Source organism: Streptomyces sp. NPDC000941 (assembly GCF_053599555.1).
Genome location: NZ_JBSFMM010000027.1, coordinates 17,201 through 32,990, shown reverse-complemented (window position 1 = coordinate 32,990; position 15,790 = coordinate 17,201). Strand labels below are relative to the sequence as shown.

The 15,790-nt window shown below is 72.2% G+C and carries 17 protein-coding genes and 1 pseudogene; 8 read left to right on the top strand and 10 right to left on the bottom strand.

Features of this window, described 5'->3' with window-relative positions:
* Positions 1–129 precede the first annotated feature (129 nt).
* The 4 genes from ACWDSL_RS11905 to ACWDSL_RS11890 form a co-directional block, all read right to left on the bottom strand.
* Positions 130–1,422, bottom strand: a complete 1,293-nt coding sequence (locus tag ACWDSL_RS11905) for a DUF6986 family protein (RefSeq protein ID WP_450484257.1) — start codon at positions 1,420–1,422, stop codon at positions 130–132.
* Between the two features lie 188 nt (positions 1,423–1,610).
* Entirely contained in the window at positions 1,611–2,573 is a 963-nt protein-coding gene (locus ACWDSL_RS11900) for an electron transfer flavoprotein subunit alpha/FixB family protein (protein WP_450484255.1), read from the bottom strand.
* Positions 2,574–2,633: 60 nt separating this feature from the next.
* Positions 2,634–3,419 carry an electron transfer flavoprotein subunit beta/FixA family protein gene (locus ACWDSL_RS11895; RefSeq protein WP_450484253.1) on the bottom strand — a complete coding sequence of 262 codons (786 nt, stop codon included), beginning with the start codon at positions 3,417–3,419 and terminating at the stop codon, positions 2,634–2,636.
* Positions 3,420–3,615: 196 nt separating this feature from the next.
* A complete protein-coding gene (locus ACWDSL_RS11890; RefSeq protein WP_450484251.1) occupies positions 3,616–3,954 on the bottom strand; it encodes a TlpA family protein disulfide reductase in 339 nt (112 codons plus the stop codon).
* Between the two features lie 252 nt (positions 3,955–4,206).
* Here ACWDSL_RS11890 and ACWDSL_RS11885 point away from each other — a divergent pair, with 252 nt between their 5' ends.
* The gene (locus tag ACWDSL_RS11885; protein ID WP_450484249.1) at positions 4,207–4,935 is read left to right on the top strand and encodes a lysophospholipid acyltransferase family protein; all 729 of its coding nucleotides are present in this window, start codon (positions 4,207–4,209) and stop codon (positions 4,933–4,935) included.
* A gap of 63 nt (positions 4,936–4,998) precedes the next feature.
* Here the strand turns inward: ACWDSL_RS11885 and ACWDSL_RS11880 are convergent, their stop codons facing one another.
* The 3 genes from ACWDSL_RS11880 to ACWDSL_RS11870 all read right to left on the bottom strand — a co-directional run bounded on the left by ACWDSL_RS11880 (position 4,999) and on the right by ACWDSL_RS11870 (position 8,335).
* Complete coding sequence (locus tag ACWDSL_RS11880; RefSeq protein WP_450484247.1) at positions 4,999–6,090, bottom strand: threonine aldolase family protein; 1,092 nt, start codon at positions 6,088–6,090, stop codon at positions 4,999–5,001.
* Entirely contained in the window at positions 6,069–6,854 is a 786-nt protein-coding gene (locus tag ACWDSL_RS11875; RefSeq protein WP_450484245.1) for an SDR family NAD(P)-dependent oxidoreductase, read from the bottom strand. The genes ACWDSL_RS11880 and ACWDSL_RS11875 overlap by 22 nt, the downstream gene beginning before the upstream one ends.
* A 74-nt stretch (positions 6,855–6,928) precedes the next feature.
* Positions 6,929–8,335 carry a DUF6421 family protein gene (locus ACWDSL_RS11870; protein WP_450484243.1) on the bottom strand — a complete coding sequence of 469 codons (1,407 nt, stop codon included), beginning with the start codon at positions 8,333–8,335 and terminating at the stop codon, positions 6,929–6,931.
* Positions 8,336–8,642: 307 nt separating this feature from the next.
* Here ACWDSL_RS11870 and ACWDSL_RS11865 point away from each other — a divergent pair, with 307 nt between their 5' ends.
* A complete protein-coding gene (locus tag ACWDSL_RS11865; RefSeq protein WP_450484241.1) occupies positions 8,643–9,326 on the top strand; it encodes a glycerophosphodiester phosphodiesterase in 684 nt (227 codons plus the stop codon).
* Between the two features lie 36 nt (positions 9,327–9,362).
* Here ACWDSL_RS11865 and ACWDSL_RS11860 read toward each other — a convergent pair whose 3' ends face one another.
* Positions 9,363–9,917 (bottom strand): GNAT family N-acetyltransferase, encoded by a 555-nt coding sequence (locus tag ACWDSL_RS11860; protein WP_450484239.1) that lies wholly within the window; start codon positions 9,915–9,917, stop codon positions 9,363–9,365.
* A 108-nt stretch (positions 9,918–10,025) separates the two neighbouring features.
* Here ACWDSL_RS11860 and ACWDSL_RS11855 point away from each other — a divergent pair, with 108 nt between their 5' ends.
* Entirely contained in the window at positions 10,026–10,418 is a 393-nt protein-coding gene (locus ACWDSL_RS11855; protein ID WP_450484237.1) for a VOC family protein, read from the top strand.
* 93 nt (positions 10,419–10,511) lie between these two features.
* Positions 10,512–10,908: pseudogene (locus ACWDSL_RS11850) on the top strand (GNAT family N-acetyltransferase).
* Here the strand turns inward: ACWDSL_RS11850 and ACWDSL_RS11845 are convergent.
* On the bottom strand, positions 10,867–11,337 hold the full coding sequence (locus tag ACWDSL_RS11845; protein WP_450484235.1) for a hypothetical protein: 471 nt from the start codon (positions 11,335–11,337) through the stop codon (positions 10,867–10,869). The pseudogene ACWDSL_RS11850 and the gene ACWDSL_RS11845 overlap by 42 nt on opposite strands.
* Positions 11,338–11,410: 73 nt before the next feature.
* The gene (locus ACWDSL_RS11840) at positions 11,411–12,367 is read right to left on the bottom strand and encodes an SDR family NAD(P)-dependent oxidoreductase (RefSeq protein WP_450484233.1); all 957 of its coding nucleotides are present in this window, start codon (positions 12,365–12,367) and stop codon (positions 11,411–11,413) included.
* Positions 12,368–12,563: 196 nt separating this feature from the next.
* Between ACWDSL_RS11840 and ACWDSL_RS11835 the strand changes: the two genes are divergently transcribed.
* The 4 genes from ACWDSL_RS11835 to ACWDSL_RS11820 all read left to right on the top strand — a co-directional run bounded on the left by ACWDSL_RS11835 (position 12,564) and on the right by ACWDSL_RS11820 (position 15,770).
* Positions 12,564–13,154 carry a DUF5134 domain-containing protein gene (locus ACWDSL_RS11835; RefSeq protein WP_450484231.1) on the top strand — a complete coding sequence of 197 codons (591 nt, stop codon included), beginning with the start codon at positions 12,564–12,566 and terminating at the stop codon, positions 13,152–13,154.
* A gap of 106 nt (positions 13,155–13,260) precedes the next feature.
* Complete coding sequence (locus ACWDSL_RS11830) at positions 13,261–14,196, top strand: M56 family metallopeptidase (RefSeq protein ID WP_450484229.1); 936 nt, start codon at positions 13,261–13,263, stop codon at positions 14,194–14,196.
* A 143-nt stretch (positions 14,197–14,339) separates the two neighbouring features.
* Positions 14,340–15,032, top strand: coding sequence for a phosphatase PAP2 family protein (locus tag ACWDSL_RS11825; RefSeq protein WP_450484227.1), 693 nt, complete (start codon positions 14,340–14,342; stop codon positions 15,030–15,032).
* Positions 15,033–15,059: 27 nt separating this feature from the next.
* The gene (locus ACWDSL_RS11820; RefSeq protein ID WP_450484225.1) at positions 15,060–15,770 is read left to right on the top strand and encodes an HAD family hydrolase; all 711 of its coding nucleotides are present in this window, start codon (positions 15,060–15,062) and stop codon (positions 15,768–15,770) included.
* Positions 15,771–15,790 lie beyond the last annotated feature (20 nt).

The window sequence follows — 15,790 nt, the reverse complement described above, 5'->3', positions numbered from 1 at the left end:
CGGCGTTGGGGGGCTGCCCGGTGACTCGTCGGGGGCGCCGGTCATGACAACATCTCCCGCCTTCGACGGCGGGAGCGCATCCCGGGTGAGGCGTCAGAGTGAACGCATGCGGCGTGGCCCCCGGCGGGGTCAACTCGTGGCGGGGGCCCGGCCCGACAGGGTGTTCAGGGCGGCGCGGTCCAGGCCGGTCAGGCGCTCCACCTCCGCGCCGTCCACCGCGCCGCAGTCCAGGCCGCGCAGCAGATAGCCGCTGAGGGCCTTGGCCGTGGCCGGTTCGTCGGCGATCGCGCCCCCGGCGCCGCCCGCGCGGTCGACGTACGCGGCCAGCCGGGCCGCGGCCTGGGGCAGGCCCTCCCGGTAGAAGCCGTAGACGGCGGCGTAACGGGTCGGCAGATGGCCGGGGTGCATGTCCCACCCCTGGTAGTACGCGCGCGCCAACGACCTCCGCACCAGGCGGTGGTGGAGCCGCCACGCCTCGTGGACCTGCTCGGACGGGCCGACGGGCAGGACGTTGGTCGAGCCGTCGGAGAGCCTGACGCCGGTACCCGCGGCGGCGACCTGCATCACGGCCTTGGCGTGGTCCGCGACGGGGTGGTCCATGGACTGGTGGGCGGCGCTGACCCCGCAGGAGGCGCTGTAGTCGAAGGTTCCGTAGTGCAGCCCGGTGGCCCGGCCCTCGGCGGCGTCGATCATACGGGCGACGGTGGCGCGGCCGTCGGGGCCGAGGATCGCCTGGGTGGTCTCGATCTGGATCTCGAAGCCGATCCGCCCCGCGGCCAGGCCGTGCGCCCGCTCGAACGCCTCGCACAGCCGGACCATGGCGGTGACCTGCTCGGCGTAGGTGACCTTCGGCAGGGTGAGGACGAGTCCGCCGGGCAGACCTCCGGCGTCCATCAGCCCGGTGAGAAAGATGTCGAGGGTGCGGATGCCACGGTCGCGGACGGCGGCTTCCATGCACTTCATGCGGATGCCGACGTACGGCGGCGCGGTGCCGTCCGCGACGGCGGCGGCGACGAGCGAGGCAGCGCGGGCGGCCGCGGCGTCCTCCTCGGCGTCGGGGCGCGGGCCGTAGCCGTCCTCGAAGTCGATGCGCAGATCCTCGATGGGCTCGCGCGTCAGCTTGGCGCGCATCCGCGCGTAAACCGGCTCGGCGAGGTCGTCCTGGATGCCGAGGACGGCGGCCAGCGCGGCGGGGTCGGGGGCGTGTTCGTCGAGCGCGGCGAGCGCCTGGTCGCCCCAGTCGCGGACGGTGCCCGCGGTGCAGAGGTCGGCGGGGACGTAGATGGTGTGGACGGGCTGGCGGGTACCGGGGTCGCCGGGGTAGCGGCGGGCGAGTTCGGCGTCGACGCCGGCGAGGGAGGCGGCGATTCCGTCACGTACGGCGCCGGGAAGACTGGTCGTGAACGTCTCCTGCTGCCCCATCCCCGTACCCTCCATCACACCAGCCAACCTTTCCGAAATGCGGAATCCATAATCCGCACAGCGAAGCTATCCGTGGCTCGACCCCAGGTCAACACCCTCCCCCTTCGCCAGAAACGCACGCGGCCCTCACGCACGGAGCGTCGTCCGCGCATGAGGGCCGTCCAGTGGCAGGCCGCCCAGCAGAGGTGTCAGCCCTTACGGGTCTTGATCTCCTCGGTCAGCTGCGGGACCACCTCGAAGAGGTCGCCGACCACGCCGTAGTCGACGAGGTCGAAGATCGGGGCCTCGGCGTCCTTGTTGATGGCCACGATGGTCTTGGAGGTCTGCATACCGGCCCGGTGCTGGATGGCCCCCGAGATACCGGTCGCGATGTACAGCTGCGGCGAGACCGACTTGCCGGTCTGGCCGACCTGGTTGGTGTGCGGGTACCAGCCCGCGTCCACCGCGGCGCGCGAGGCGCCCACGGCGGCGCCGAGCGAGTCGGCCAGCGCCTCGACGAGGGGGAAGTTCTCCGCGCCGCCGACGCCACGGCCGCCGGAGACCACGATCGCGGCCTCGGTCAGCTCCGGACGCCCGGTGGACTCGCGCGGGGTGCGGGCGGTGACCTTGGTGCCGGTGGCCTGGTCCGAGAAGGTCACGGACAGCTCCTCGACGGCGCCGGCGGCCGGGGCGGCTTCCACAGCGGCCGCGTTCGGCTTGACGGTGATGACCGGGGTGCCGTTGCTGACCCGGGACTTGGTGGTGAACGCGGCGGCGAACACCGACTGGGTCGCGATCGGGCCCTCGTCGCCGGCCTCCAGGTCGATGGCGTCGGTGATGATGCCCGAGTCGATCCGGACGGCCAGGCGGGCGGCGATCTCCTTGCCCTCGGCGGAGGACGGGACCAGCACGGCGGCCGGGGAGACGGCCTTGTAGGCGGCCTGGAGCGCGTCCACCTTCGGTACGACGAGGTAGTCGGCGTACTCCGGGGCGTCGTGCGTGAGCACCTTCACCGCGCCGTGCTCGGCGAGCGTGGCAGCGGTGTCGGCGGCACCGTTGCCGAGGGCGACGGCCACCGGCTCACCGACCCGGCGGGCCAGGGTCAGCAGCTCGAGGGTGGGCTTGCGGACGGCGCCGTCCACGTGGTCGACATAGACGAGGACTTCAGCCATGGGAATCGATCTCCTGCGGAAAAAGTGCGGGCGGTTGGCGGTGCGTCGGGCGCGGCCGGGTCAGATGAACTTCTGACCCGCCAAGAACTCGGCGAGCTGCTTGCCGCCCTCGCCCTCGTCCTTGACGATCGTGCCCGCGGTGCGGGCCGGGCGCTCCGTGGCGCTGTCGACCGCGGTCCAGGCGCCCTCCAGGCCGACCTCGTCCGCCTCGATCTCCAGGTCCTCCAGGTCCCAGGAGGTCACCGGCTTCTTCTTGGCGGCCATGATGCCCTTGAAAGAGGGGTAGCGGGCCTCGCCCGACTGGTCGGTGACGGACACGACGGCGGGCAGCGAAGCCTCCAGCTGCTCCGAGGCCGTGTCGCCGTCGCGGCGGCCCTTGACCGTGCCGTCCTCGACCGAGACCTCCGACAACAGCGTGACCTGCGGAACTCCGAGGCGCTCCGCCAGCAGCGCGGGCAGCACGCCCATGGTGCCGTCGGTGGAGGCCATGCCACAGACCACGAGGTCGTAGCCGGTCTTCTCGATCGCCTTGGCCAGCACCAGCGAGGTGCCCAGCGCATCGGTGCCGTGCAGATCGTCGTCCTCTACATGGACGGCCTTGTCCGCACCCATGGACAGCGCCTTGCGCAGCGCGTCCTTGGCGTCCTCGGGGCCGACGGTCAGCACGGTGATCTCGGCGTCGTCGGCCTCGTCGGCGATCTGCAGCGCCTGCTCCACCGCGTACTCGTCCAGCTCGGAGAGCAGGCCGTCCACATCGTCGCGGTCGACAGTCAGATCTTCGGCGAAGCGCCGGTCGCCGGTGGCGTCGGGCACGTACTTCACACAGACAACGATCCTCAAGCTCACGCCGGCTCTCCTACTGCATCGTCTCTTCGTGCTGCCTTGTCCAGGCAGCATAGGCGCCTTCGGGTGCGGATTCCGGCCGGTCGACGACCGGGGTGACCCCTGCACCGATCGAAATATTACTCGCCAGTACACCCAGGTCGTTCCCCGTAAGCAACCCGGTTGAACTGTGACCTTGCCAACGGCAGCCGTCGGCGGTTCAGACCGCCGCGCCGAGCGCCGCGATCACATCCGCCGTACGCGGCTGCCCGGCCGCGCGGCACACGATGCGGCCCGCGGCGTCGAGCACCAGCACCGTGGGGGTCCGTACGACATCCAGTCTGCGCACGAGGTCCAGTCGCGCCTCGGCGTCGATCTCCACATGCGCCACGCCGTCCACCATCCGGGCGACATCGGCGAGGACGCGCCGGGTGGCCCGGCACGGCTGGCAGAACGCGCTGGAAAACTGCACGAGCGTCGCCCGCTCCCCCAGCCGCGCACCCAGTTCCGCGGCGTCCAGCCGCCCGCCCTGGTCACCCTCGCCCTGTCCGCTTCGCACCCGCTGTCCTTTCGATCGTCCCTCTCGATCGTCCCTCGACGGATGCAGCACGGGATTCCCGGGGGACATTCCTCCCCGCGCCCGCCCCGGCGTACGCCCGTCCGCCGACGTGATGAGGATCTCGCGGCCCCAGAGGTTCGCCCGGTAGGCAGACGGGTGCGGTATGGGGCACCATCTGCCAGAAGCCCGGAAACCTACGGCCGCGTAACTTCCGTCGGGAGAGCCCTCCCAGGAAAAGAGAAGGGTCCCCCCATGGCAGAGCTCGTCTACCCGCCGGTGATCGGTGCCGCCCGTACCATGTTCAAGGCGCTGGATCTGCGCTTCGACATCAAGGGCACCGAGAACATCCCCAAGCGGGGCGGCGCGGTACTGGTGAGCAACCACATCGGCTATCTGGACTTCGTCTTCTGCGGGTTCACCGCGCGTCCGGCCAAGCGGCTGGTCCGCTTCATGGCCAAGGACTCGGTCTTCCGGCACAAGGTCGCCGGGCCGCTGATGCGCGCGATGAAGCACATCCCGGTCGACCGCGCGGCGGGCATGGACGCCTACCGCCATGCGCTGAAGGCGCTGCGCTCGGGCGAAATCATCGGGGTGTTCCCGGAGGCGACGATCTCCCAGTCGTTCGCCCTCAAGAACTTCAAGACGGGCGCGGCCCGGCTGGCCCAGGAGGCGGGCGTACCGCTGCTGCCGATGGCGCTGTGGGGCACCCAGCGGCTGTGGACCAAGGGCCACAAGCGCGATCTGGGCCGTAACCACTTCCCGATCACGATGCGGGTGGGCGCGCCCATGGAGGCCGACCCGACCGAGCCGTCGGACACGCTCACCGAGCGGGTGCGCGGCCGGGTGCAGGAGCTGCTGGAGGCGGCGCAGCGGGCGTATCCGGTGCGGCCCAAGAACGAGGACGACACCTGGTGGGTCCCGGCCCACCTCGGCGGCACCGCGCCCACCCCGGCCCAGGCGGCCGGTCTCGACCGCCGCTGACCCCGCTCCGTACGGGCCCTGTCCGACCGGTTGTCCCTCGGCCATACAGGGCCCGGAGCGGCGCTACGCCTTGCCCATCTCCTCGCGAAGCGCGGCGACGAACCCGTCGACGTCCTCCTCCGTCGTATCGAAGGAGCACATCCACCGCACATCGCCCGCCGCCTCGTCCCAGAAGTAGAAGCGGTAGCGCTTCTGCAGGCGCTCGGCCGCGTCGTGCGGCAGCCGGGCGAAGACGGCGTTGGCCTGGACCGGGTGGAGGATCTGGACTCCCTCGACCGTACGGACCCCCTCGGCCAGCCGCCGGGCCATGGTGTTGGCGTGGCGGGCGTTGCGCAGCCACAGATCGCGGGCGAGCAGCGCCTCCAGCTGTACGGAGACGAACCGCATCTTGGACGCCAGCTGCATGGACAGCTTGCGCAGATGCTTCATGCCCCGAACGGCGTCCGGGTCGAGGACCACCACGGCCTCGCCGAAGAGCATGCCGTTCTTGGTGCCGCCGAAGGTCAGCACGTCCACGCCCGCCACATTGGTGAAGGAGCGCATCGGCACGTCCAGGGACGCGGCCGCGTTCGCTATCCGGGCCCCGTCGAGGTGGACCTTCATGCCTCGCTCATGGGCGTGGTCGCAGATGGCGCGGATCTCGTCCACGGTGTAGACGGTGCCCAGCTCGGTGTTCTGCGCGATGGAGACGACCTGGGGCATGGCCCGGTGCTCGTCGTCCCAGCCGTACGCCTCGCGGTCGATGAGCTCGGGGGTGAGCTTGCCGTCCTCGGTGGGAACGGTGAGCAGCTTCAGCCCGCCCACGCGCTCGGGAGCCCCGCACTCGTCGACGTGGATATGCGCGGTGTCGGCCGCGATGACCGCGCCCCAGCGGTCGGTGAGCGCCTGGAGGGCGACCACATTGGCGCCGGTGCCGTTGAAGACCGGGAAGGTCTGCGCCGCGGCCCCGAAGTGGCTGCGCATCACCCGCTGCAGATGCTCGGTGTACTCGTCCTCGCCGTAGGCGACCTGGTGGCCGCCGTTGGCGAGGGCGAGCGCGGCGAGGACTTCCGGATGGGCTCCCGCGTAGTTGTCGCTGGCGAATCCGCGCAGATCGGGGTCGTGGTGGCGGCGGGCGTCGGTGCGCCCTGGGTTCACGGCTTGGGGGTCAGCCACAGACGGGTTCCGTTCACTTCCCGGGCGGGCCGGTCCCAGAGTCCGGCGATGGCCTCGGCCAGCTCCTTGACGTCCGTGAAGCCCGCGAACTTCGCGTTGGGGCGGTCCGCTCGCATGGCGTCGTGCACCAGCGCCTTGACCACCAGGATGACAGCGGCCGCGGCCGGGCCGCCCTCGTCCCCCAGCTTCCGGAAGGAGTCGGCGAGCGCGAGGGTCCATGCCTCGGCGGCGGCCTTGGCGGCGGCGTACGCGGCGTTCCCGGCGGTGGGCTGGGAGGCGCCCGCCGCGCTGATCAGGACATAGCGCCCCTTGCCGCTGCGCAGCAGGGCGTCGTGGAAGGCGAGCGAGGTGTGCTGGGCGGTCCTGATCAGCAGGTTGTGCAGGGTGTCCCAGTCGGCGAGCGGGGCGTCGGCGAAGCTCTTGCCGCCGCGCCAGCCGCCGACCAGATGCACCAGTCCGTCGACCCGGCCGAACTCCTTCTCGGTGCGGTCGGCCCATTCGCGGGCCGCGCCGAGGTCGAGCAGGTCGACGGTGTCGCCGGTGACGGTGGCCCCGCCGTGGGCGTAGCGGGCGGCGTCCACGGCCTCGGCCAGCCGGGCGGGGTCCGCGTCGGAGGCGATGACGGTGGCCCCGGCCTCGGCGAGGCGGAGCAGTACGGCGCGGCCCGCCGGACCCGCGGCGCCGGCCACCGCGACCACGGCTCCGTCCAGGGGCCCCTTGCCGTTCGGCTCGTTCGGGGTGGGGCTCGACGTCGGTGTGGTCATGGTCGTCGCCTCCTCGGGCGCTCCGCTCATCCCTGCCATCGGCTTGTCTGCCTTCGGCTTCCCTGCCATCGGCTTCACGCGGCCGCCTTGACGTCGCTGTCGGCCGTGATGCCCTTGGTGGAGGCGACCACGGCGCGCAGCTTCTTGGCAAGCGCCTCGTAGAACATGCTGAGCGGGAACTCGTCGGGGAGCACGTCGTCCACCAGTTTGCGCGGCGGCTGGGTGAGGTCGAGGGCCTCGGGGCCCTTGGCCCACACCGAGCCGGGGTGCGGGGACAGGTAGGACGAGACCAGCTCATACGCCTTGAACCAGTGGACGAGCTTGGGGCGGTCGATGCCGTCGCGGTACAGCTTCTCGATCTCGCCGCACAGCTGGTTGGTGACCTGCGGGGCGCGGACCCAGTCGATGTGCAGGGTGTTGTCCGTCCAGCGTACGACGTCGTGCTGGTGCAGATAGGCGAAGAGCAGCTGGCCGCCGAGCCCGTCGTAGTTGCGTACGCGGTCGCCGGTGACGGGGAAGCGGAACATCCGGTCGAAGATCACGGCGTACTGGACGTCGCGGGCCTGGGCGATCCCCTCGGCCTCCAGCTTCACGGCCTCCTTGAAGGCGGTGAGGTCACAGCGCAGCTCCTCCAGGCCGTACATCCAGAACGGCTGGCGCTGCTTGATCATGAAGGGGTCGAAGGGCAGATCGCCATGGCTGTGGGTGCGGTCGTGGACCATGTCCCACAGGGCGAACGCCTCCTGGCAGCGCCGCTGGTCGGCGAGCATGTCCCGGACGTCCTCGGGGAGCTCGATGCCCAGCGCCTGGACGGCGGCCTCGCTCACCCGCCGGAAGCGGGCGGCCTCGCGGTCGCAGAAGATCCCTCCCCAGCTGAACCGCTCCGGGACCTCGCGGACGGCGATGGTCTCGGGGAAGAGCACCGCGGAGTTGGTGTCGTAGCCGGAGGTGAAGTCCTCGAAGGCCAGGCCGATGTAGAGCGGGTTGTCGTAGCGGGTGCGCTCGAGCTCGGCCAGCCAGTCCGGCCACACCACGCGTACGACCAGCGCCTCGAGGTTGCGGTCCGGGTTGCCGTTCTGCGTGTACATCGGGAAGACGACCAGGTGCTGCAGGCCGTCGGCGCGCCCGCGGGCGGGCTGGAAGGCGAGCAGCGAGTCGAGGAAGTCCGGCACCCCGAAGCCGCCCTCGGCCCAGCGGCGCAGATCGGCGACGAGCGCCTGGTGGTACGCGGCGTCGTGCGGCAGCAGCGGGGCCAGCTCCTCGACGGCCCGTACGACCCGGTCGACGGCGTCCTGGGCTCTGGCCCGGGGTGGAGCGCCGTCGGCCTCGAAGTCGATCGAACCGTCCTTGGACTGCCAGGGCCTGATGGCCTCCACGGCGTCCTTCAGCGCGGCCCAGAACGGGTGCTCCACTACGCGATCCACACGCTCCGCAGGCAGAATGACACCCTCCGCCACCGTAGACGAAAGAATTTCCGCCATAACCACACCTCCACCGAAGAAACTCGCGTAAAGACACCGTATCCATCGACTGTTCTCCGGCTCAAGTGGGGCCGCCGGAAATTATCCTGCCCAGCCCTCTCCCCACCGATGTTTTTCCTGCGATACATGGCTCGGTCATGGATCGGTAGCCGAGCCGCGCCTCTGCCGCGGCCCTGTTGTAACCCCCGCGTCGCGGTGGGCCGTTACGCTGAGCGCCGGTCCGGGCAGCCGCCTCAGCACGACCAGCGCTTCAGCACGACCAGCGCTTCAGCACGACCAGCAGAGCCGACAGAAGAGCGAGACACCGTTGACCTTTCTCACCATCGGACACCGCGGAGTGATGGGCGTCGAGCCGGAGAACACCCTCCGGTCCTTCCTCCGGGCCGAGCGCGAGGGCCTGGACGTCATCGAGCTGGACCTGCATCTGAGCAAGGACGGCGAGCTCGTGGTCATGCACGACGCCGACGTGGACCGCACGACCGACGGACAGGGCCCCATCAGCGACTTCACCCTCGCCGAACTGCGCGAGCTCGACGCCGGGCAGGGCGAGCGCATCCCGGTCTTCGAGGAGGTCGTGGACGCCGTGCAGGCGCCCCTCCAGGCGGAGATCAAGGACACCGCGGCCGCGCGTGCCCTCGCCGAGGTGATCACCCGCCGCAATCTGCTGGACCGCGTGGACGTGCTCTCCTTCCACGACCAGGCCATCGCCGAGATCCGCACCCTGCTGCCGACCGCCCGCACCGCGCTCGTCGCCAGCCGCTACGGCCTCGATGTGATCGACCGGGCGCAGGCGGTCGACGCCGGGATGCTGGTCCTCAACATCCGCCGGATCACCCTCGAGCTCGTACAGCGCGCCCACGCGGCCGGCCTCAAGGTCGTCGGCTGGACGGTGAACACCCCGGACCAGCTGAAGCTGGCCCGCGGCCTCGGCCTGGACGGCGGCACCACCGACTACCCGGAGATCAGGCGAGCGGCCCGCTACACGGCGTGACCGGGCTCTTGGGGTTCGGCCTCTGATAGGCCGGCCTCACGCCAGCGGCTTGACCAGCAGCTCGAACTCGAGATCGGCGCAGCGCGGGATGCCGAAGCGCTCATCCCCGTACGGGAACGGCGTCGTCTCCCCCGTACGGGCGTAGCCGCGCCGCTCGTACCACGCGATCAGGTCCTCGCGGGCCGAGATCACCGTCATACGCATCTCCCGCGCACCCCATTCGGCCCGCACCCACCGCTCCGCCTCGGCGATGATCACCTTGCCGAGCCCGGCGCCCTGCAGCGCGGGCCGCACCGCGAACATCCCGAAGTAGGCATGGTCGCCGCGGTGCTCCAGCTGGCAGCAGGCCACCATCTCGCCACCCCGCTCGACCACCAGCATCCGGCCGTTCTCCCCCGTCACCACGGCCGCGACCCCCTCGGGGTCGGTGCGCTGCCCGCCCAGGATGTCGGCCTCCGTCGTCCAGCCCGCCCTGCTGGAGTCCCCGCGATAGGCCGAGTCGATCAGCGCGACCAGCTCCGGCACATCGGCCGCGGTCGCGGTCCGGAAGGTCGGCTCGGCGGCGGGCCGGGTGGCGTCCACGGTCTCCATGAGGTCGGATGTCCTTTCCTTGCGGTGTGCCCTGCGGTGCGCCCTGCGGTGCGCGACACCGCCCTGCGGCGGCAGTCGACCTTAACGCGGGATGCGTAAAGTCGCGCCATGGTGCATGTACTGAGCAGCCGCACCCTGCTGCGGCCGACCGACCCGGAACGCTCCCGTGCCTTCTACGGCGAGACGCTCGGCCTCGCGGTCTACCGGGAATTCGGCGAGGGCCCCGAGCGCGGGACGGTCTACTTCCTCGGCGGCGGCTTCCTCGAACTCTCCGGCCGCTCCGACACCCCTCCGGCCCCCGGCCTCCAGCTGTGGCTGCAGGTCGCCGACGTCGCGGCGGCCCATGAGGAGCTGACGGCCCACGGCGTCGAGGTGCTGCGGCCACCGCTGAAGGAGCCCTGGGGCCTGATCGAGATGTGGATCAGCGACCCGGACGGGGTCAAGATCGTTCTCGTGGAGGTCCCGCACGATCATCCCCTTCGCCATCGACCGGGGACGTAGGACGACTGGAGCCTGGACGGCGCCAAGTGGGCATACTTGGGAACGGCCGTTCACCTTTATCGAAATCGAACCGATCACGAAGGACCTGGTGGCGTGATCCCTGCCCGACTGGAAGCGGAGGCGACCTCGGCGGCGCCCGCCCTCGTGCTGCGCCCCTGGGGCCCGGCGGACGCCGCCGACCTCGTCGAGCTGTACCGGGACGACGTCCTGCGCCGCTGGACGAGTTCGGCCGTGGACGACGAGGCCGGCGCGGAACGGTGGATCCAGGAGCAGCGGCGGGGATGGCAGACGGGGGACCGCTTCACTGACGCGTCTTGAGCTGCTGCACCAGGTGGACAACGCGGCGTCATGCCGCGTCGCGCAGAAGAGCGGATACGATCTGGCCACGCTGCTGCCCGCCGCCCCGCCCGCGTTCCCCCTCGACGGCCATCTGCACATACGGTCCCGGTCAGCGCAGATGACCGCGCTCGTCGACGCGACGCGTCGGTGAGCCCAGGAAGACATCCGGGGCGGTGGGACCGTAGGCGACGTTGAGGGTGTCGAGCCGGTAGTGCCACTCCCCGCCGCAGAGGCCGGCGAACCGGTGGTTGATCTGCCACCGCAGCCACTCCCCGGGGGCGAGCCGCACCGCGGGCGGGCGGCGATGGCGGCGCGGCATACTGAACATCGACACCTGCGGTGGACCGATCCGCAGCAGCCCCCCGTCCTCCCGCAGCGCCACTCCGGCGTCCGGCAGCTCCCGTACGGCCGCATGGGTCTCGAAGGAATCCGCCTCCCGCATCACGACCTCGTGCACGGACGACGCGAAACCCGGCGGCAGCGGGAACGCGATGGGGGTCGCGTTCCTCCGTACGGCTTCGGGGCCGCCGCGGGAGGACTTGGTCCACTCGGTGCGCACCCATTGAACGACGGCGTCCATGACGCCGATGATCGGGCAGGGGCTCGCCGCTCCGCCACCGGCTTTTCGCCGAGGCCGGGTCCGAACCGGCCGTTTACGAGAACGCGTCCAGCGTCGTGAGTTCGCTGGACAGCTCCCACAGCCGGGCCGCCGCGGCGGGGTCCACGGCCCAGGGTTTGACCCCGCCGATCAGCATGTCGTCGGTCGTGGCGGGCTCGGCGATGTCGCAGTCCTGGCAGTACGCACCGCCGTGGCCGTCCAGCAGGGGCGAGGTGGCGGCCCATACGGCCGTCGCCGCGCCCTGGGCAGACGTCTTGAAGCCGTCCGCGGGTGTGCCGTCGGCGGTGATCCAGCCCTGGGCGGTCTGCTCGTCGCGGGGGATGTGCCGTTGGAGGGGGGTGAGGATGGAGCCCGGGTGGAGGGCGAAGGCGTGGACTCCGCTGTGTGCGCCCAGTGTGTCGAGGTGCAGGGCGAAGAGGGCGTTCGCGGTCTTGGACTGGGCGTAGGCGAGCCACCGGTCGTAGCCCGCGCGGAAGTGCGGGTCGTCCCAGCGGATATCGGAGAGGAAGTGGCCCGACGAGGCCACGGACACCACCCGCGCCCCGCCGGGGGCCAGCGCCGGGCGGAGGCGGTTGACGAGGGCGAAGTGGCCGAGGTGGTTGATCGCGAAATGCGCCTCCCAGCCGGGGCCGACGCGGGTCTCGGGGCAGGCCATGACGCCCGCGTTGTTGATGACGATGTCGAGGGCGCGGCCGGTCTCCAGGAAGCGGTCGGCGAAGGCCCGTACGCTCTCCAGATCGGACAGCTCCAGCTGCCACGCCTCCGTCCCCGCGATGCCGCGCAGGGCCTCCTCCGCGGTGGCGGGCCTGCGGGCCGGGACGACGACGTGGGCGCCGGCCCGGGCGAGGGCCCGGGTGGTCTCCAGGCCGAGACCGGAGTAGCCGCCGGTGACCAGGGCGGTCCTGCCCGACAGGTCGATGCCGGTGAGTACGTCGTCCGCCGTGCTGTGCGCGCCGAAACCGCTGCCGATCTTGTGTTGCTCGGTGCTCATGTCCCGGGACGCTAGGACTTGGAGTGCGCACGAGGTCAAGATCGCGACTTCGGGCCCTGGGACGGGCCTTGGGGCGGGCCTTGGGGCGGGCCCTGGGGCGGGGGGATCGCGCTCCCCCGTTGCCCCCGTGCGCTCCCGTATGCGGGGCGCTCGCCGGGCAGCCTCCGGGGGATCCGTCCGTCCCGGGAGGTGCGCCGTGCACGGACCGCCGCTGGCCGGCTGGCTGCTGGTCGCGCTGTGCGCGGCCACGGGGTCGTACTGCCTGCTGCGGATGCGCGGCGAGCCGCCCGGCCGGGTGCGGCGGGCCGCGGGGGCGGAGGCGCTGATGGGGTGGGGGATGGCGGTGATGGCGGTGCCCGCCGCGGCGCTGGATCCCCGGCCGTGGGGCCCGCCCCTGCTCGCGGCGGTGTTCGTCGTGGCGGCCGTACGGGCGCTGCTGCCCGCGTGGCACGGCGGCGGCAGGGCGCTGGGGCATCATCTGCACCACGCGGTCGGGGCGTTGGCGATGGTCTATATGGCGCTCGCGATGGCGGTGGGCGCCCCGGCCGGGGGCCACGGCCACGCCGCGCACGCGGCGCAGGGTCGGGTGCCGGGCGGCGTGCCGGCGCTCACCGCCGTGCTGCTCCTGTACTTCGCGGTGTACGTGGTGTGGTCGGCGACCCGGCTGGCGCCGGCCGGGGCGGGCGGGGGCTCCGGTGGCCTCGCCTGGTCGCGGCGGCCCGAACTGGCCGACGCGTGCAGGCTGTCCATGGGGATCGGGATGCTGGCCATGCTGTTGACGCTCTGAACCGTCGCCCGGGGCGGTCTCGCCCGGCCTCCGGTGATCGTGGCGTACGTCACTTCCGGCCGCAGGACCGTACCCGCCCCGACACCGCGCTCATAAGGTAACGGCCATGATGGTCCCGCTCGCGCTGATGGGCCTCGGCGCCCTGGCGGCGGCAATGGCGCCCCGCCTGCTGGCCCGGTCCGACTGGGCCGACCGCGAACCAGTGCTCGCCCTGTGGGTGTGGCAGTGCGTGGTGGTCGCCGTGCTGCTGTGCTGTGGGCTGACCATGGCGCTCACCGCGGCGGCGGCCTCGCAGGCCGTGCGCGGAAATGTCTTCGCCCCCGCGCCCCACGGCGTGGTGGAGGCGTACGCGCTGTCCGCGTACGGACCCTGGGCCGCCCCCGTCGCCCTCGCCCTGGCCTGCGGCGCCGTATGGACGGCACTGATGCTGACGCGCGAGATCGGCCGGGCGCGGACGCGGCGCAAGCGGCGGCGGGCCGAACTGCTCGACCGCTGCCCGGCGTTGCCCGGCGAGGAGCCCACCGGGGACCGGCTGGTGGTACTGGAGGGCGAGCGGCCCGAGGCGTGGTGGCTGCCGGGCACGCCGCCCCGGCTGGTCATCACCACGGCGGCGCTGCGCCGTCTCAAGGGCCGTCGGCTGGACGCCGTACTGGCGCATGAGCAGGGGCACGCCCGGGCCCGCCACCACTGGCTGCTGCACTGCTCGTCCGCGCTGGCCACGGGCTTTCCGCAGGTGCCGGTGTTCGCGGCCTTCCGCGACCAGGTGCACCGGCTGGTGGAGCTGGCCGCCGACGACTCCGCCTCGCGCCGCTTCGGGCGGCTCACGACCGCGCTCGCGCTGGTCGAACTGAACGAGCACCGCGGGGTGTTCGGGCCCGTCCCGGCCCAGCTCGCGGAGGTCCCGCGGCGGGTGGACCGGCTGCTCGCCCCCGCCGCGCGGCTCACCCCCGCACGCCGCCTGCGGCTGACGGCCGCGGCGGCGCTGGTCCCCGTCGTACCGCTCGTGGTCACGCTGGTCCCGGCGCTGCGGGTGCTGGGCTGAGCGCAAACCGGCTGAGCGGGGCGCAAACCCGCTGAGCGGAGCGTCACCCCGCGGGCAGGTGGCCGGGGCGGGACGCGCGCCCCTCGTCCGCGCCCGGCAGCCCTGGCCGACGCACGCACCCGTCAGTGCGCGATCATCGTCCCATGCACGCCTCGAGGCTCCGTGCCGTACGTACCGCCGCCGTCCTGACCGTGCTGTTCATGGTCCTGCTGATCCTGGTCGTGGCCCGCTGGGGTCCGCTGGAGGACGCCGACGGGGACATCGCCGAAGCCCTGCACCGGACGGCTGTGACGCACCACGGCTGGACCGACGCCAACAAAGTGCTGACCGACTGGGTGTGGGACCCCTGGACGATGCGCGCGGGGACGGCGCTGCTCGTCGGGTGGCTGCTGTGGCGCCGGGAGCGGCTGCTCGCGCTGTGGGTCGTGGCCGTCTCCGCCGCGGGGACCGCGCTCCAGCAGGGCGTCAAGGCGGCGGTCGGCCGGGAGCGCCCGGAATGGCGGAACCCGGTGGACTCGGCGCACTATGCGGCTTTCCCGTCCGGCCACGCGCTCACCACCACCGTCGCGTTCGGGCTGCTGCTGTGGGTGATGGCGCTGTGCGGGGCGCGGCGGGCATGGCTGAGGGCCGCGGCGCTGGTGGCCGCGGTGTCCGTGGCCGGTGTGGGGTTCACCCGCGTGTATCTGGGGGTGCACTGGCCCTCCGATGTACTGGGCGGCTGGCTGCTGGGCGCCGCCCTGGTCTGCGCCGCGGCGGCCGCGTACCCGTACTCCCGGCGGGTCCCGCCGGGCCGTCGCGACGAGCCGGTGGGGGAATCGCCCGATACGCCCCGGTGAGGCGGGCTCGCCTGGAACGATAAGGGCATGACGATCAAGGGTGCGCTCTTCGACTTCTCCGGGACCCTCTTCCGTATCGAGCCGGCCGAGTCCTGGCTGCGGGCCGCGCTCGACGCAACGGGCGCGGCCATCCCGGAGGAGGACATTCCGCGGTGCGCGCGGCAGCTGGAGGACGCGGGGGCACTGCCGGGCGGCGCCCCGCCCCAGGCCGTACCGCCCCATCTGACCGAGCTGTGGGGCGTACGGGACCGCCGCGCCGAGGACCACCGCGCCGCCTTCACCGGGCTGGCCCGCGAGGTGCCGCTGCCCCGCCCGGAGCTGTACGACGCGCTGTACGACCGCCATATGGAGCCGGCCGCCTGGCGGCCGTACCCCGACACGGCCGAGGTGCTGGGCGAGCTGCGGCGGCGCGGGGTGCGGATCGCGGTGGTCAGCAACATCGGCTGGGATCTGCGGCCGGTGTTCCGGGGGCACGGTCTCGACGAGTTCGTGGACGCCTATGTGCTGTCGTACGAGCACGGCATCCAGAAGCCGGACCCCCGGCTGTTCCGGGTGGCGTGCGACGCGCTCGTGCTGGCCCCGGCCGACACCGTGATGGTGGGGGACGACCGGCGGGCGGACGGGGGAGCGTCGCGGCTGGGGTGCCGGGTGCACTTGGTGGACCATCTGCCGGTGGATCAGCGGCCCGACGGGCTACGGCCGGTGCTGGATCTCGCGGGCGGCGCCGAGACGGCCTGACAACCCTGCGAATTCCCCAG

Coding starts and splice junctions, on each gene's coding strand:
- ACWDSL_RS11905 (WP_450484257.1), bottom strand. CDS start 1,422: ATGGGGCAGCAGGAGACGTTCACGACCAGTCTTCCCGGCGCCGTACGT.
- ACWDSL_RS11900 (WP_450484255.1), bottom strand. CDS start 2,573: ATGGCTGAAGTCCTCGTCTATGTCGACCACGTGGACGGCGCCGTCCGC.
- ACWDSL_RS11885 (WP_450484249.1), top strand. CDS start 4,207: ATGGCAGAGCTCGTCTACCCGCCGGTGATCGGTGCCGCCCGTACCATG.
- ACWDSL_RS11875 (WP_450484245.1), bottom strand. CDS start 6,854: ATGACCACACCGACGTCGAGCCCCACCCCGAACGAGCCGAACGGCAAG.
- ACWDSL_RS11870 (WP_450484243.1), bottom strand. CDS start 8,335: ATGGCGGAAATTCTTTCGTCTACGGTGGCGGAGGGTGTCATTCTGCCT.
- ACWDSL_RS11860 (WP_450484239.1), bottom strand. CDS start 9,917: ATGGAGACCGTGGACGCCACCCGGCCCGCCGCCGAGCCGACCTTCCGG.
- ACWDSL_RS11855 (WP_450484237.1), top strand. CDS start 10,026: ATGGTGCATGTACTGAGCAGCCGCACCCTGCTGCGGCCGACCGACCCG.
- ACWDSL_RS11845 (WP_450484235.1), bottom strand. CDS start 11,337: ATGGACGCCGTCGTTCAATGGGTGCGCACCGAGTGGACCAAGTCCTCC.
- ACWDSL_RS11840 (WP_450484233.1), bottom strand. CDS start 12,367: ATGAGCACCGAGCAACACAAGATCGGCAGCGGTTTCGGCGCGCACAGC.
- ACWDSL_RS11830 (WP_450484229.1), top strand. CDS start 13,261: ATGATGGTCCCGCTCGCGCTGATGGGCCTCGGCGCCCTGGCGGCGGCA.
- ACWDSL_RS11825 (WP_450484227.1), top strand. CDS start 14,340: ATGCACGCCTCGAGGCTCCGTGCCGTACGTACCGCCGCCGTCCTGACC.
- ACWDSL_RS11820 (WP_450484225.1), top strand. CDS start 15,060: ATGACGATCAAGGGTGCGCTCTTCGACTTCTCCGGGACCCTCTTCCGT.